Annotated in this window: 12 protein-coding genes; 3 read left to right on the forward strand and 9 right to left on the reverse strand. The window is 71.4% G+C overall.

Annotated features, from left to right (window positions below):
* The first annotated feature begins 39 nt into the window (after window positions 1-39).
* Complete coding sequence (locus tag EWV39_RS10335; RefSeq protein ID WP_129659598.1) at window positions 40-516, forward strand: NUDIX hydrolase; 477 nt, start codon at window positions 40-42, stop codon at window positions 514-516.
* 231 nt (window positions 517-747) lie between these two features.
* Here the strand turns inward: EWV39_RS10335 and EWV39_RS10340 are convergent, their stop codons facing one another.
* The 4 genes from EWV39_RS10340 to EWV39_RS10355 all read right to left on the reverse strand — a co-directional run bounded on the left by EWV39_RS10340 (window position 748) and on the right by EWV39_RS10355 (window position 5,576).
* Window positions 748-2,520: a pyruvate dehydrogenase gene (locus tag EWV39_RS10340; protein ID WP_129659601.1), complete on the reverse strand. Its 1,773-nt coding sequence runs from the start codon at window positions 2,518-2,520 to the stop codon at window positions 748-750.
* 270 nt (window positions 2,521-2,790) lie between these two features.
* A complete protein-coding gene (locus EWV39_RS10345) occupies window positions 2,791-4,197 on the reverse strand; it encodes a class II fumarate hydratase (protein WP_129659604.1) in 1,407 nt (468 codons plus the stop codon).
* A 44-nt stretch (window positions 4,198-4,241) separates the two neighbouring features.
* Entirely contained in the window at window positions 4,242-4,877 is a 636-nt protein-coding gene (locus EWV39_RS10350; RefSeq protein ID WP_129659607.1) for a carbonic anhydrase, read from the reverse strand.
* A gap of 72 nt (window positions 4,878-4,949) precedes the next feature.
* Complete coding sequence (locus tag EWV39_RS10355) at window positions 4,950-5,576, reverse strand: DUF4245 domain-containing protein (RefSeq protein ID WP_129659610.1); 627 nt, start codon at window positions 5,574-5,576, stop codon at window positions 4,950-4,952.
* Between the two features lie 193 nt (window positions 5,577-5,769).
* Here EWV39_RS10355 and glpX point away from each other — a divergent pair, with 193 nt between their 5' ends.
* Window positions 5,770-6,753, forward strand: a complete 984-nt coding sequence (gene glpX / locus EWV39_RS10360; protein ID WP_129660083.1) for a class II fructose-bisphosphatase — start codon at window positions 5,770-5,772, stop codon at window positions 6,751-6,753.
* Between the two features lie 88 nt (window positions 6,754-6,841).
* Here glpX and EWV39_RS10365 read toward each other — a convergent pair whose 3' ends face one another.
* From EWV39_RS10365 to EWV39_RS10380, 4 genes are all read right to left on the reverse strand, one after another.
* A complete protein-coding gene (locus EWV39_RS10365) occupies window positions 6,842-7,858 on the reverse strand; it encodes a lipid II:glycine glycyltransferase FemX (protein WP_129659613.1) in 1,017 nt (338 codons plus the stop codon).
* A gap of 68 nt (window positions 7,859-7,926) precedes the next feature.
* On the reverse strand, window positions 7,927-9,498 hold the full coding sequence (locus EWV39_RS10370; protein ID WP_129659616.1) for an LCP family protein: 1,572 nt from the start codon (window positions 9,496-9,498) through the stop codon (window positions 7,927-7,929).
* Window positions 9,499-9,648: 150 nt separating this feature from the next.
* Window positions 9,649-10,242, reverse strand: coding sequence for a 5-(carboxyamino)imidazole ribonucleotide mutase (gene purE, locus EWV39_RS10375; protein WP_129659619.1), 594 nt, complete (start codon window positions 10,240-10,242; stop codon window positions 9,649-9,651).
* Entirely contained in the window at window positions 10,239-11,408 is a 1,170-nt protein-coding gene (locus EWV39_RS10380) for a 5-(carboxyamino)imidazole ribonucleotide synthase (RefSeq protein ID WP_238148289.1), read from the reverse strand. The genes purE and EWV39_RS10380 overlap by 4 nt, the downstream gene beginning before the upstream one ends.
* A 250-nt stretch (window positions 11,409-11,658) precedes the next feature.
* Between EWV39_RS10380 and EWV39_RS10385 the strand changes: the two genes are divergently transcribed.
* Entirely contained in the window at window positions 11,659-12,252 is a 594-nt protein-coding gene (locus EWV39_RS10385) for a GtrA family protein (RefSeq protein ID WP_238148290.1), read from the forward strand.
* A gap of 89 nt (window positions 12,253-12,341) precedes the next feature.
* Here the strand turns inward: EWV39_RS10385 and EWV39_RS10390 are convergent, their stop codons facing one another.
* The gene (locus EWV39_RS10390; protein WP_129659625.1) at window positions 12,342-13,055 is read right to left on the reverse strand and encodes a TIGR03089 family protein; all 714 of its coding nucleotides are present in this window, start codon (window positions 13,053-13,055) and stop codon (window positions 12,342-12,344) included.
* Window positions 13,056-13,157 lie beyond the last annotated feature (102 nt).

A 13,157-nucleotide genomic window follows, 5' to 3' on the forward strand; every position in this document is an offset into this window, starting at 1 on the left:
CGTCAGACCGGCCGCAGCCCCTCACCGAGGAGGAACCCCATGCCCACCCCCGAGTTCGTGCTGAAGCTCCGCGAGAAGATCGGCCACGACCTGCTGTGGATGACCGGGGTGACGGCGGTGATCTTCGACGAGCAGGGACGCATCCTGCTGTGCCGGCGCTCCGACAACGGCGCCTGGACGCCGATCACGGGGATCGTCGACCCGGGGGAGGAGCCTGCGGTGACCGCCGCGCGCGAGGCCGAGGAGGAGGCCGGCGTCGTCGTGGAGGTCGAGGGGCTGGCCGCGGTCAAGAGCGAGTCCCCGCGGCGGTTCCCCAACGGGGACAACGTGCAGTTCATGGACCTGACCTTCCGCTGCCGCTACCTCAGCGGCACGGCGCGGGTGAACGACGACGAGTCCACCGAGGTGGTCTGGGCCTCGCCCGGTGAGCTGCCGGAGATGAGCCCCCGCATGCTGCGGCGCATCCGCGACGCCGCGGAGTTCGACGGCACCACCCGCTTCGTCCGCGGGGATTGAGGGCCCGCCCGGGAAGGCCGAGGGCTCGCCCGGGAACGCCGAGGGCCCGATCGGGCAGGGCGAGGGCCCGCCGGGGCCGGGGCGGCTCGGGACACCGCTCTCTGCCCGCCGGAAGACCCCGTGCGCAGCGCGAAGCCCCCGCGAGGATCTCGCGGGGGCTTCGCGCTGCATCGCGGCAGGGGAGGAGGGCCGGCCGCGCGGCTCCTCAGCCGCGGAGCCGCGCGGGCGCGGTCACCACTGCCGCACGGCCTGGACGTTGCGCAGGTTGGACCGCGCCATCGAGACCGCCTCGCCGGCGCCGCGGTTCAGCACGATCTTGGACATCGCGGTCGCGAAGCCCCAGATCTGGTCGCTGGAGATCTCCGGCGGCACGGAGAGCGACATCGGGTCGGTGACGACCTCGACCAGCGCGGGGCCGTCGTGGGACAGCGCCTCCTCGTAGGCCTTCTTCAGCTTCCGGGGATCCTCGACGCGCACGGACCGGAAGCCCATGGCGCGCGCGATCTCCGAGTAGTTGGTCTCCGGGACGTCGACGCCGAAGTCGGCGAGCCCGTCCACCAGCATCTCGAGCTTGACCATGCCCAGCGTCGAGTTGTTGAAGACCACCACGTTGACCGGCAGCCGGTAGGTCGCGATGGTGATGAGATCGCCCAGCAGCATCGACAGGCCGCCGTCGCCGGAGATCGAGACGACCTGGCGGCCGGGGTAGGCCATCTGCGCGCCGATGGACTGCGGCATGGCGTTGGCCATCGAGCCGTGCAGGTAGGACCCGATGAGCCGGCGGGTGCCCAGCGGCCGGATGTAGCGGGCCGACCACACGTTGCACATGCCGGTGTCCGCGGTGAAGACGGCGTCCTCGGCGGCGACCTCGTCCAGGACCGACGCCGCGTACTCCGGGTGGATCGGCTGGTGCTTCTCCACCTTCCGGGTGTAGGCGCCCACGGCCTTGTTCATGATCTTGTCGTGCTTCTTCAGCACGCGGTCCAGCCACTTCCGGTCCTTCTTCTGCTCGACCATCGGCAGCAGCTTCTCCAGCGTCTCCTTGACGCTGCCCTCGATCTGGAGGTCGACGTCGGTGCGGCGGCCCATCTTCTCCGGCGCCAGGTCCACCTGCACGGTCTTGGTGTCCGGCAGGAACTGGTCGTAGGGGAAGTCGGTGCCCAGCATGATCATCAGGTCCGCGTCGTGGATGCCCTCGGCCGCCGCGCCGTAGCCCAGCAGGCCGGTCATGCCGACGTCGTACGGGTTGTCGTACTGGATGAAGTCCTTGCCGCGCAGGGAGTGGCCGATGGGGGCGGCGGCCTTCTCGGCCAGCTCGATGACCTCGTCGTGGGCGCCGGCGACGCCGATCCCGACGAACAGCGCGACCTTCTGCGCGCCGTTGACCTCGGTGGCCAGCTCGGCGATGGTCGCGTCCGAGGGCACCACCGGCGAGCGGCGCAGTTCGCCGATCACCGGGGCCTCGACACTGGCCTCCTCGTCCGCGAGGTCCCCGGGCAGCGTCACCACGGAGACGCCGGACTTGCCGACGGCGTGGCGGATCGCGCTGGAGAGCACGCGGGGGGCCTGCTCGGTGGTGGAGACCAGCTCGTTGTACACGGTGCAGTCCTGGAAGAGCCGGTCCGGGTGGGTCTCCTGGAAGTAGCCCTGGCCGATCTGCTTGCTGGGGATGTGCGAGGCGATGGCCAGCACGGGGGCCTGCGAGCGGTTGGCGTCGTAGAGGCCGTTGATGAGGTGGAGGTTACCCGGCCCGCAGGAGCCGGCGCAGACCGCGAGCTCCCCGGTCAGCTGCGCCTCGGCGCTGGCGGCGAAGGCCGCCGCCTCCTCGTGGCGGACGTGGACCCAGTCGATCCCGCCCTTCTTGGAGCCGCCGGTGGCGCGCACGGCGTCGACGATGGGGTTGAGCGAGTCGCCGACGATCCCGTAGATCCGGCGGACTCCGGCGTTGATGAGTTGGTTGACGATCTGTTCCGCGAGCTTCACAGTTCCTCGATTCCTCGGCATGAGATGCCGATCCAGCCGATGGTGACCTTCTGGTCAGTGCAAGTATCCTCCGGGAGGCGTTATTCCGCCGGAGGGCGCCTCTTGACCATCATCACACGGGGAGGCGAGGTACATCTCCTCCGCCGCCCGGCAGGGACCGGATTCGCGTGGGCCGGGCCGGCCCCGGGCCGCGGCCGGGTACGGGAAAACCGGGCGACGTCGTGGAATCGGGAAGTTCACGACGTCGCCCGGCCTGTTTCCGCGCCCCCGCGGGGACGCGGGCCTGACGGGCTAGAAGGAGCCCAGCATCTTCGTCACGTCGAGGGCCTCGTCGAGCTGCTGCTCGGTGACCTCACCCCGCTCGACGTAACCCAGCTCGACGACGGCGTCGCGAACGGTGGTCTTGTTGTTCACGGCGTGCTTGGCGATCTTCGCGGCCGCCTCGTAGCCGATGAGCTTGTTCATGGGGGTGACGGTCGAGGGGGACGCCTCGGCGAGGAAGCGGGCGCGCTCCACGTTGGCGGCGAGCCCGTCGACCATCTTCTCGGCCATCACGGAGGAGGCGTTGCCGAGCAGGCGGATCGACTCCAGCAGGTTCTTGGCCATGACCGGGATGCCCACGTTGAGCTCGAAGGCGCCGTTGGTGGAGGACAGCGCGACCGTGGTGTCGTTGCCGATCACCTGAGCGGCCACCTGGATGACGGCCTCGCAGATCACGGGGTTGACCTTGCCCGGCATGATCGAGGAGCCCGGCTGCAGGTCGGGGATGCGCAGCTCGCCCAGGCCGGTGTTGGGGCCGGAGCCCATCCAGCGGATGTCGTTGCAGATCTTCATCAGCGAGTAGGCGATGCTGCGCAGCTGGCCGGAGGCCTCCACGAGGCCGTCGCGGTTGGCCTGGGCCTCGAAGTGGTTGCGGGCCTCGGTCAGCGGCAGGCCGGTCTCCTCGGCCAGCAGCTCGATGACCCGCGCGGAGAAGCCGTCCGGGGTGTTAATGCCGGTGCCCACGGCGGTGCCGCCCAGCGGGACCTCGGCGACGCGCGGCAGCGAGGCGTCGATGCGCTCGATGCCGTAGCGCACCTGAGCCGCGTAGCCGGAGAACTCCTGGCCCAGGGTCACCGGGGTGGCGTCCATGAGGTGGGTGCGCCCGGACTTCACGACGTCCTTGAACTCCTCGGCCTTGCGCTCCAGGGCGGAGGCCAGGGTGTCCAGGGCGGGCTTGAGGTCGTTGATGAGCGCTCCGGTGACGGCCACGTGCACCGAGGTGGGGAAGACGTCGTTGGAGGACTGCGAGGCGTTGACGTGATCGTTGGGGTGGACCTCGACGTCCTCGCCCTCCAGGGCGCGGGTGGCCAGCGTCGCCAGGACCTCGTTGGTGTTCATGTTGGAGGAGGTGCCCGAGCCGGTCTGGAAGACGTCGATGGGGAACTCGCCGTCGTGCCGGTGGGAGGCGACCTGGTCGGCGGCCTCGCGGATGGCGCCGGCGCGCTCGGCGTCGAGCACTCCCAGCTCCTCGTTGGCGGTGGCCGCCGCCTTCTTCACCAGCGCCAGCGCCGCGATGTGGGCGGATTCGAGGGTCGAGCCGGAGATGGGGAAGTTCTCCACCGCGCGCTGGGTCTGCGCGCTGTAGAGGGCCTCGGCGGGGACGCGGACCTCTCCCATGGTGTCGTGCTCGATGCGGAATTCTGCGTTGTCAGTCATGGTCTCCACTTTAGGACGTGCGGGCGGGCGGACGGGACCCAGGGTCACAGGCCCTGCGAGGAGGAGACCAGTTCGGCCTTGCCGTCCCGCAGGTTGTAGAAGACGCCGAGGACGGCGGTGCGCCCTTCCTCGACGGCCCGGGTGATGATCTTGGACTGGTCGACGATGCGTTCGGCCGACTGCCGGGTGTGCTCGCGCACCATGTCGTTGACCCCCGCGGCCTCACCGGCGTCGTGCCGGGTGGCGATGACCGAGGGCATGATGGCTTCGACCAGGTCGCGGACGAAGCCGGTGGGCATCTTCCCGCTCTCGGCCGCCTGCTGGGTGGCGGTCACGGCGCCGCAGGAGTCGTGGCCGAGCACCACGATCAGCGGGACCTCGAGCTCCGCCACCGCGTACTCCAGCGAGCCGAGCGAGGCGGCGCCGAGGACCTGGCCGGCGGTGCGGACCACGAAGGTGTCGCCGAGGCCGAGGTCGAAGATGATCTCCGCGGCCAGGCGGGAGTCGGAGCAGCCGAAGATCACCGCGAAGGGGTGCTGCCCCTCGGTGAGGGACTCCCGGCGGGCGGCGTCCTGGTTGGGGTGGGCCGAGGCGCCGGCCACGAAGCGGGCGTTGCCCTCGGCCAGGCGCTGCCAGGCCTGATCGGGGGTCAGCTGCGTCGATGCGTTCTCGAGTGCCATGGGCGTGGGTCTCCCTGCGTGGTTGTCGGTCGTATCGGGCCGGCCCCGCGGGTGCGGGACCGGCGGCGGGGGCTAGTCGGCGGAGGACCGCTGCGAGGAGTCGACGACGGCGCGGCTCATGTCCTCGAAGTCGGCGTCGTCGGCGGTGCCGCTCAGGATCACCGTGGTGTCCTCGAGCTGCCCGACGTAGGAGGTCACGGTCTCCTCCTCGCCGTCGGAGGCCCGGGAGACGCGGGTCTCCCAGTCGGCTCCGCCGGCCTCGATCTCTCCCGTCGCGGGGGCCGAGTCGGTCCGCTGGGCGATCCAGGTCGGGTTGGCGTCGGCGGCCTGGGTCACCGTGATGAAGCCGCCGCCGGGGGTCACGAAGCCGGTCTCCCAGTAGGGGACGCCGTCCGTGGTTCCGGCGTTCCAGCGGGCGAAGTTCGCGTGCCACGGCTCCTCCAGGTCGGGGGCGACGACGTCGTACCCCGCCTCCCGGCTGGCCTCGGAAGCCGTCTGCTCGAGGTCGACCTCGGGCCGGTAGGTCTGGTTGTCCGGCCGGGGCTGGAGCCAGACGAAGGGGAGGGTGATGGCCAGCAGGGCGATCATCGTGATGATGATCGCGCGCAGGGGAGTGTTGAGCCTCTTGGCCTGCTTCTCGGTGATCTGCGGGAGGACCCGCTCCTGCTGTTCATCGCTCGCTTGGTTCACGTAGGTCATTGTGCCCCACCTCGGGGGAGGCACAAAGCGGCGGCGCTGCGGCGGGGGTGATGAAATCAACCGGGGCCGGCCCGGGGGAGTCGGTAAGCTGAGGGATGAAACCTGCAGCTGGCGTCGGTGCGGCCCCCATCACGGGGCGCGGTGGACGTCGCGGGACACCACTTCGAAGGCGAGGATTCCTGTGTCACTTCAACTGACAGACCAGAACAACCAGGCGGACCGCAACCTGGCGCTCGAGCTCGTGCGCGTCACCGAGGCGGCCGCGATCGCCGGCGGCCACTGGGTCGGCGCGGGGGACAAGAACGCCGCCGACGGCGCCGCGGTGGACGCGATGCGCACCATGCTCTCCACCGTACAGTTCAACGGCACCGTGGTGATCGGCGAGGGGGAGAAGGACGAGGCCCCCATGCTCTACAACGGCGAGAAGCTGGGCGACGGCGACGGCCCGGCGCTCGACGTCGCGGTGGACCCGATCGACGGCACCCGGCTGACCGCGCTCGGGATGAACAACGCCCTCTCGGTCATCGCGATGGCCGACGGCGGCTCGATGTTCGACCCCTCCGCCGTGTTCTACATGGAGAAGATCATCACCGGCCCCGACGCCGCGGACCTGGTGGACCTGCGCCTGCCCGTCAAGCAGAACCTCCACCTGGTGGCCAAGGCCAAGAACAAGAAGATCAACCAGCTGACCGTGTGCATCCTGGACCGGCCGCGCCACGCGCAGCTGGTCGAGGAGGTCCGGGCCACCGGCGCCCGCACGCGGATGATCATGGACGGCGACGTCGCCGGGGCCATCGCCGCGTGCCGGGAGAACACCGGCGTCGACGTGATGCTCGGCACCGGCGGCACCCCCGAGGGGATCGTCGCGGCCTGCGCCATCAAGGCCACCGGCGGCGTGATCCAGGGCCGCCTGGCCCCCATCGACGACGACGAGAAGCAGAAGGCCATCGACGCCGGCCTGGACCTCGACGCCGTGCTGACCACCGACGAGCTCGTCACCAGCGACAACTGCTTCTTCGCGGCGACCGGCGTGACCGACGGCGACCTGCTGCGCGGCGTCCGCTACTCCGGCCCGCGGATCAGCACGCAGTCGATCGTGATGCGCTCGCGCTCCGGCACGGTGCGCATGGTCGAGGCCGAGCACCTGGCCACCAAGTGGGAGCGCTACGAGCGGTAGGCCCGCGAGGAGAGCCCAGTTCACGACGCCGCGGCGGCCCGTCCCTGACGAGGGGGCGGGCCGCCGCGGCGTCGTTCTGCCACGGAGCTCAGCGGCGCGTGAGCCGCGCCTTCGCCGAGGCCCCCGCGCGTCGTGCGGCCGGCAGGGCCTTCTCCCGCAGGAACGGCACCGCCTTCTCCTTGGCCGCGTAGGCCAGCCGGAAGGCGCGGTAGCCGACCGCGCTGACCGGCAGGTCCCAGGTCCCGGGGTAGGTCACGGGGTAGCCGCCGAAGGACTTCTTGAACTTGGTGAACCCCGCCCACTCGTGGTCCGGCTGACCCTCCGGGGCGATGCCGAACATGTCGAAGCGGGCCAGGCCCTTCTCCTTGGCCTCCAGCATCATGAAGGAGACCAGCGGGTTGTTGGCGCTGAGCCGGCGGTGCTCGAAGGACATCGAGGCGTGGGCGTAGGTGCGGGTGTCGTCCGAGTCGTAGACCAGGGCGGCGCCGATCGGCTCGCCCTCGAGCTTCGCCAGGTACAGCGTCGCCGCGCCGCCCGGGAGCAGCGACTGCGCGGCCTGGGCCAGGTAGTCGTCCTTCTGCCGGTTGAAGCCCACGCGCTCGGCGGTCCTGCCGAGGTAGCGGGTCAGGACCTCGACGTCGGCCGGGTCGTGCGAGGCCTCGAAGGTCACGCCCTTCTTGTGGATGTTCCGGTGCAGGTTGCGGTTGGTGGAGGTCATGCCCTTGAGCAGGGCGTCCTCCTCCTGCTCGAGGTCGACCATCCAGGTGTGGCTCGGCTGGATCTGGCGCGGGGCCAGGCGCAGGCCGCGGCGGCGCAGCTCGGCCGCCGGGTCCGCGTCGCCGGGGAAGACCGCGGCGTCGGTCGGCTCGACCCTGACGAACAGGCAGTCCTTGGACCGGGCGAGGCGGCGCAGGTCGGCCAGGGCGGCGTCGAAGGCGCCCGGGGAGTCGGCGTCGGGGCCGTACGGGCAGTACAGGTAGCGGCCGGTCCGGCCGCCCTCCAGGGTGGCCAGGTAGGAGTAGCCGGGGCCCTCCCCGCGGAACACCTCGTGCCCGAGGTCGCGCTGGAAAGCGGCCCAGGCCTCCGATTGCAGAAAATTCGTCATGGACTCCACTGTAACGGCGGGGGAGGGCGGGAGCTGACCGGGCCGCCCGGCCCGCTCCCGCCTCCCGGTCACGGGACCGAGCAGGTGCCGTTCTCCGTCAGCTCGGCCGCCAGCTCGACGTCGGCGGTCCCGGCCTGCTCCGGCGTCTCGCCCAGCGCGAGCTGCTGGCCCATGCCGACGATCGAGGCGGCGGGCAGGGCGGCGAGCGGCGTCGGCGTCTGGCCGGACTTCGAGCCCTCGATGACCTCGGAGACGCCCGAGCGGAACTGGTCGTAGTCCGGGTAGGTCGGGAACATGTCCTCGTAGTACGGCGGCGCGGCGCCGTACTGGATCAGCTCGTGGTCTTTCGCCTTCAGCCCCACGTCCACGAAGCTCGAGAGCTGGGCCTCGGGGATGTCGGTCTCGATGATCTGCTCGCCGGCATCGGTGATGGACTGGAACTTGGTCAGCACGTTCGCCGGGTCCAGCTGGGCGAGCATCGCCGACTGGACGCAGCGCTGGCGCGCCTCGCGGTCGTAGTCGGAGGCCCCCTCGCGGGAGCGGGCGTACCAGAGCGCGTGGAAGCCGTCGAGGTGCTGCACGCCGGGCTCGATGTACCCGTCGATGGGGTTCTTCTCGCCGGTGATCTCGTCGGTGCCGCCGCCGATGGGGACCCGGCCGCCGACGTCGACCGTGATGCCGCCCAGCGCGTCGATCAGGTTGGAGAAGCCGTCCATGTCCACCACGATGTACGCCTGGATGTCCAGGCCGGTGATGCCCGAGGCGGCGTCCTTCATGGCCTCCGCTCCCGGGTCCGGGGAGTCGGGGTAGAGGTCGGGGTGCTCCTGGGCGACCGTGGGGTAGAGGGCGTTGAGGATGCACTCGTCGCCGCAGTTGAAGCCGTCGGGGTACGCCTCCCACAGCGGCGAGTCCTCGGAGAACTGGGCGTTCTGCATGTTGCGGGGCAGGGAGATGGTCACGGCCTGGCCGGTCTTGGCGTCGACGCTGAACACCGTCATGGAGTCGGGGCGGCGCCCCACGCGGTCCTCGCCGGCGTCGCCGCCCATCAGCAGGAAGTTGTAACGGCCGTCCGTGGGCTTGAAGGCCTGCCCGCCCGAGAAGATGCTGTTCAGCGCCGAGCGCCCCACCCCCACCAGGTAGGCGGAGTAGCCCAGCGAGCCCGAGGTGACGACCATGAGCACGACGCAGCCGATCAGGACCGCGGGCCGCATGCCCTGCGCGAGGAGCCCGGGGCGGATCAGGCGCAGCGTGTCCAGGAACAGCAGGGCCCAGCCGATCGCGAGGAGGATCATCGCCACCATCAGCACCAGCGAGGTGAACCTCCCCGTCACGAGGGAGAACAGCCAGGTGCGGTGGAGCAGGAAGAGCAGCCCCGCGAGGATCAGCAGGGACCAGACGGAGAACGTCACCGTCAGGGCGCGCCGGCCCAGCGTGCGGTGGCCCGCGATCAGCTGGGCGGATCCCGGCAGGAAGGTGGTGAGCAGCAGCAGGATCCAGGCCCGCTTGGTGCGCGTGACCGTCCCCGCGAGGTCGGGACTGCGCAGGGGGTCGGTGAGGTGCGGCTTGCCGACCGGGTCGTCCAGGCCCCGCTCGGCGGCCGGCTGGTCGGGATGCTGCGCGTGGTTCGAAGGAGGGGTCATATCTCTGCCGAGGTCGGGGAAGCGGGCCGCCCGGGCTTCGCGGGCCGGTCCGTGGGAAGGGGCGGGCAGGAGGGTCGCTCCTGGCCCGGTCCGTTGCGGCCCCCGGCGCGGACCGGCCTCGGGGGAGGGGCCCGCGCGGGGGAGGGAGGATCAGGGGGCGTAGGCCCCGCCCGACTCCTCGCCGTCCCGCGAGGAGTCCTCTCCGGGCTCCTCGGCCCGGCGGCCCCGGACCCTGCGCTGGAGGGCCTCGCCCTTGTCCCGGGCGCTCTGCCGCAGGTCCTGGGCGAAGTCTCGCAGGTCGGAGCGGACCTCCGCCGCGGCCGGGGTGCCGCCGGCGCCCAGGATGCGCGCGGCCAGCAGGCCGGCGTTGCGGGCACCGTCGATGGACACCGTGGCGACGGGGACCCCGGCGGGCATCTGCACGATGGACAGCAGGGAGTCCATCCCGTCCAGGGACTTCAGCTTGACCGGCACGCCGATGACCGGCAGCACCGTCAGGGACGCGAGCATGCCGGGCAGGTGGGCGGCCCCGCCCGCGCCCGCGACGATGACCCGCAGGCCGCGCTCCTCGGCGCTGCGGCCGTACTCGACCATCTCCTCGGGCATGCGGTGCGCCGAGACCACGCGGGCCTCGTAGGGGATCTCCAGCTCCTCGAGGACCTCCGCGGCGGCCTCCAGGACCGGCCAGTCGGAGTCCGAGCCCATGACGATCCCCACCACGGCGGGGCCTTCCGAATAGCTCATCGTTCGCTCCTGTTCCAGGGGTGCTCCGCCGCGTCCTGCGGGGCGCCGTCGCGGATGATGCCCGCGGCGCCCGCGGCCTCCTCGCGCAGGCGAGCCACCTCGGCGGCGGGGCCGGTGACGTTGACGTGCCCGACCTTGCGGCCCGGCCGGACGCCCTTGCCGTAGGTGTGCACCTTGGCGTCGGGGTGGGCGGCCATCGCGGCGGGGTACGCCGAGAACAGGTCCGGGTTGGACCCGCCCAGGTAGTTCTTCATGACGGTGCTCTCGGCGGTGCGCCCCGTGCCGCCCAGCGGCAGGTCCAGCACGGCGCGCAGGTGCTGCTCGAACTGGCTGGTGACCGAGCCGTCCATGGTCCAGTGCCCGGAGTTGTGGGGGCGCATGGCCAGCTCGTTGACGACGAAGCCGGGGCCGCGCCCGGGCACCTCGAACAGCTCGGCGGCCATCACGCCGGTGACGCCCAGCTCCCGGGCGATGCTCAGCGCGGCCTCCCGCGCGGCCTCGGCGGTCTCGGGGGAGATCCCGGGGGCGGGGGCGATGATCTCGTCGCACACCGAGTCCACCTGGATGGACTCGACGACGTCCCACGCCCGGGCCTCGCCGGAGGGGCGCCGGGCGACCAGGGCCGAGAGCTCGCGGGAGAAGGGGACCTTCTCCTCGGCGAGCAGGGCTCCCTCGTCCACGCCGCTCTCCCGCGCCGCGGCGAACCACTCGGCGACGGCCTCGCCGCGGGCGTCGTCGTGCTCCACGATCATGACGCCCTTGCCGTCGTACCCGCCGCGCGGGGTCTTCAGCACCACGGGCCAGCCGGCGCGCTCGCCGAAGTCGATCAGCTCCTCCGGGGAGGACACGGCGGCCCAGGCCGGGTTGGGGAGGCCGAGGCGCTCGACGGCGCGGCGCATCTCGATCTTGTCCTGGGCGTGGATCAGCGCCTCGGGGCCGGGCTGGACGTTCACGCCCTCGGCGAGGAGGGCGTGCAGGTGCTCGGAGGGGACGTGCTCGTGGTCGAAGGTGACGACGTCGACGCCCAGCGCGAAGCGGCGCAGCGCGTCGAGGTCGCGGTAGTCCCCGACGGGGGCCGTCGGCACCACGGCCGCCGCGCACACCTCGGGCGACTCCGCGAGGATGCGCAGCTCGACGCCGAGTTCTGAGGCCTCGGGGGCCATCATGCGGGCCAGCTGGCCGCCGCCGATCACTCCGACTACAGGTCCGGTTACAGGAAAGCTCACCGTCCCAGGCTACCCGTTGACATACGTCACGGTCATGTCCCACGCGCTTTCACCGGATAATCCCAGCGGCTGTGAGTAGACTCTTCGGATGAACCGCCGCCCGTCCCGGCTCGTCAGCGCCGCGCGCCCGCGAGCCGTTTTCGCTGAAGGGCCCGAGCGGCGCATCTGAAGCCGATCCACTGGAGACTGAGTGTCCACCGTTGCCGAGAAAATCCGAGGGCTCTGGGAGCTCTTCATCAAGGAGGTCCTGAAGTTCGGGATCGTGGGCGGCATGGCCTTCATCGTGAACGCCTCCGTCACGTGGGTGCTGATGAGCACCTGGTTCCAGGACGACGGCCACGGCAAGGCCAAGTTCATCGCCGGCGTGATAGCGACCGTCTTCTCCTGGATCGTCAACCGCCTGTGGACCTTCCGCGAGAAGCGGCAGGAGAACAAGTGGCGCGAGGCGTTCCAGTTCGCGGTCGTCAACCTCATCGGCATCGGCGTGGAGTCCGGCTGCGTGCTGTTCACCTTCCACGTGCTGGGGATGACGTCGCGCGAGGCGTCCTTCATCTCCGGGACCATCGTCGGCACGGTCCTCGGCACGGTGGTGCGCTACTTCGCATACCGCTTCTGGGTCTACGGCAGCGCCAAGCAGTCCCAGCAGGCCGGCGAGTACACGCGCGAGGAGTACACGCGAGAGGAGCGGGTCGGCCAGTTCGTCGACGACGCGACGGGGATCGTGACCGGCAGGCTGCAGGTCGACGAGGTGCTCAAGGGCGTCCGGAAGCGTCCCGAGGGCTGAGCCGACCGGCGGGGCACGTGGCCCCGCCCGCGGGGCCCGGATCGTCCGCAGAGTCCGGCCAGCCCGTGAGGGCCCCGCGCCCGCGGCCTCTACAGGCTCGCCCGCTCCTCCGCGAGGATCCGCTCGAGCGCCGGACGGTCCCCGGCCACCTCCGGGTGGATCAGCACCACCGACCGCCCGGCGCGCATCACTCCCGCGCAGCGGGCGAGCTCCTCCGCCCCGAGCTCCTCGTCCCCCACGGCCAGCGCGAGCCCGCCCTCCCGGGACGCTGCCGCACCGGCGTGCTCGCCGACCCGCTCCAGCCACTCGCTCTGGGTCACGACGTCGTCCCCGTCCTGGGCCGCCGGGCTCTCCGGCGGCACCGGCTCGAAGGGGAGGAAGACGTCCCCCTGGCCCCTGACCTCACGGGCGAAGTCGAGCGTCCCCGCGGGCAGTTCCGCGGCGCCGTCGTAGGACATGGCGAGCGCGCCGCGGGCCATCAGCAGGGCGGTCCCTGCCTCCTCCATCCCGGGGCCGGGCTCGAAGCCCGCCCACAGGTCCGGGGCCTCCCCGCCGCCAGTCACCAGCCGGCATCCGGCGCGCAGCGCGCCGAGGGCCAGCACCACCGAGCGCCAGTGCGGGGCGGCGGCCAGGCGCAGGGCCGAGCCGGGCTCGGCGTCGAGCTCCTCGGCGAGGAGATTGGCCGACTTCGCGGTCCAGTTCTCCACCACCCGGCCCGTCAGCTCGACCCTCTCCCCGCCGGGCGCGTACCAGATCAGGGCGGGTCCCGAGGAGGCCGCGAGCGCCGTGAAATAAGACTCCATATTGGCCGGTGCATTGGGAACTGTGTGGTCAACCATGCTTTTATCGTAAGGGTCGGTGGACGCCTCTCGCCGAGGTCTAAGAGTCGTGACGCGGCTTGACGG

The organism is Rothia halotolerans (assembly GCF_004136635.1).
GTDB lineage: Bacteria > Actinomycetota > Actinomycetes > Actinomycetales > Micrococcaceae > Rothia > Rothia halotolerans.

What these genes read in the sequence shown, in the direction of transcription:
- EWV39_RS10335 (WP_129659598.1), top strand. Translation starts at nt 40, where the DNA reads ATGCCCACCCCCGAGTTCGTGCTGAAGCTCCGCGAGAAGATCGGCCAC.
- EWV39_RS10365 (WP_129659613.1), bottom strand. Translation starts at nt 7,858, where the DNA reads ATGACGAATTTTCTGCAATCGGAGGCCTGGGCCGCTTTCCAGCGCGAC.
- purE (WP_129659619.1), bottom strand. Translation starts at nt 10,242, where the DNA reads ATGAGCTATTCGGAAGGCCCCGCCGTGGTGGGGATCGTCATGGGCTCG.
- EWV39_RS10380 (WP_238148289.1), bottom strand. Translation starts at nt 11,408, where the DNA reads ATGATGGCCCCCGAGGCCTCAGAACTCGGCGTCGAGCTGCGCATCCTC.
- EWV39_RS10350 (WP_129659607.1), bottom strand. Translation starts at nt 4,877, where the DNA reads ATGGCACTCGAGAACGCATCGACGCAGCTGACCCCCGATCAGGCCTGG.
- EWV39_RS10345 (WP_129659604.1), bottom strand. Translation starts at nt 4,197, where the DNA reads ATGACTGACAACGCAGAATTCCGCATCGAGCACGACACCATGGGAGAG.
- EWV39_RS10355 (WP_129659610.1), bottom strand. Translation starts at nt 5,576, where the DNA reads ATGACCTACGTGAACCAAGCGAGCGATGAACAGCAGGAGCGGGTCCTC.
- EWV39_RS10370 (WP_129659616.1), bottom strand. Translation starts at nt 9,498, where the DNA reads ATGACCCCTCCTTCGAACCACGCGCAGCATCCCGACCAGCCGGCCGCC.
- EWV39_RS10390 (WP_129659625.1), bottom strand. Translation starts at nt 13,055, where the DNA reads ATGGAGTCTTATTTCACGGCGCTCGCGGCCTCCTCGGGACCCGCCCTG.
- EWV39_RS10340 (WP_129659601.1), bottom strand. Translation starts at nt 2,520, where the DNA reads ATGCCGAGGAATCGAGGAACTGTGAAGCTCGCGGAACAGATCGTCAAC.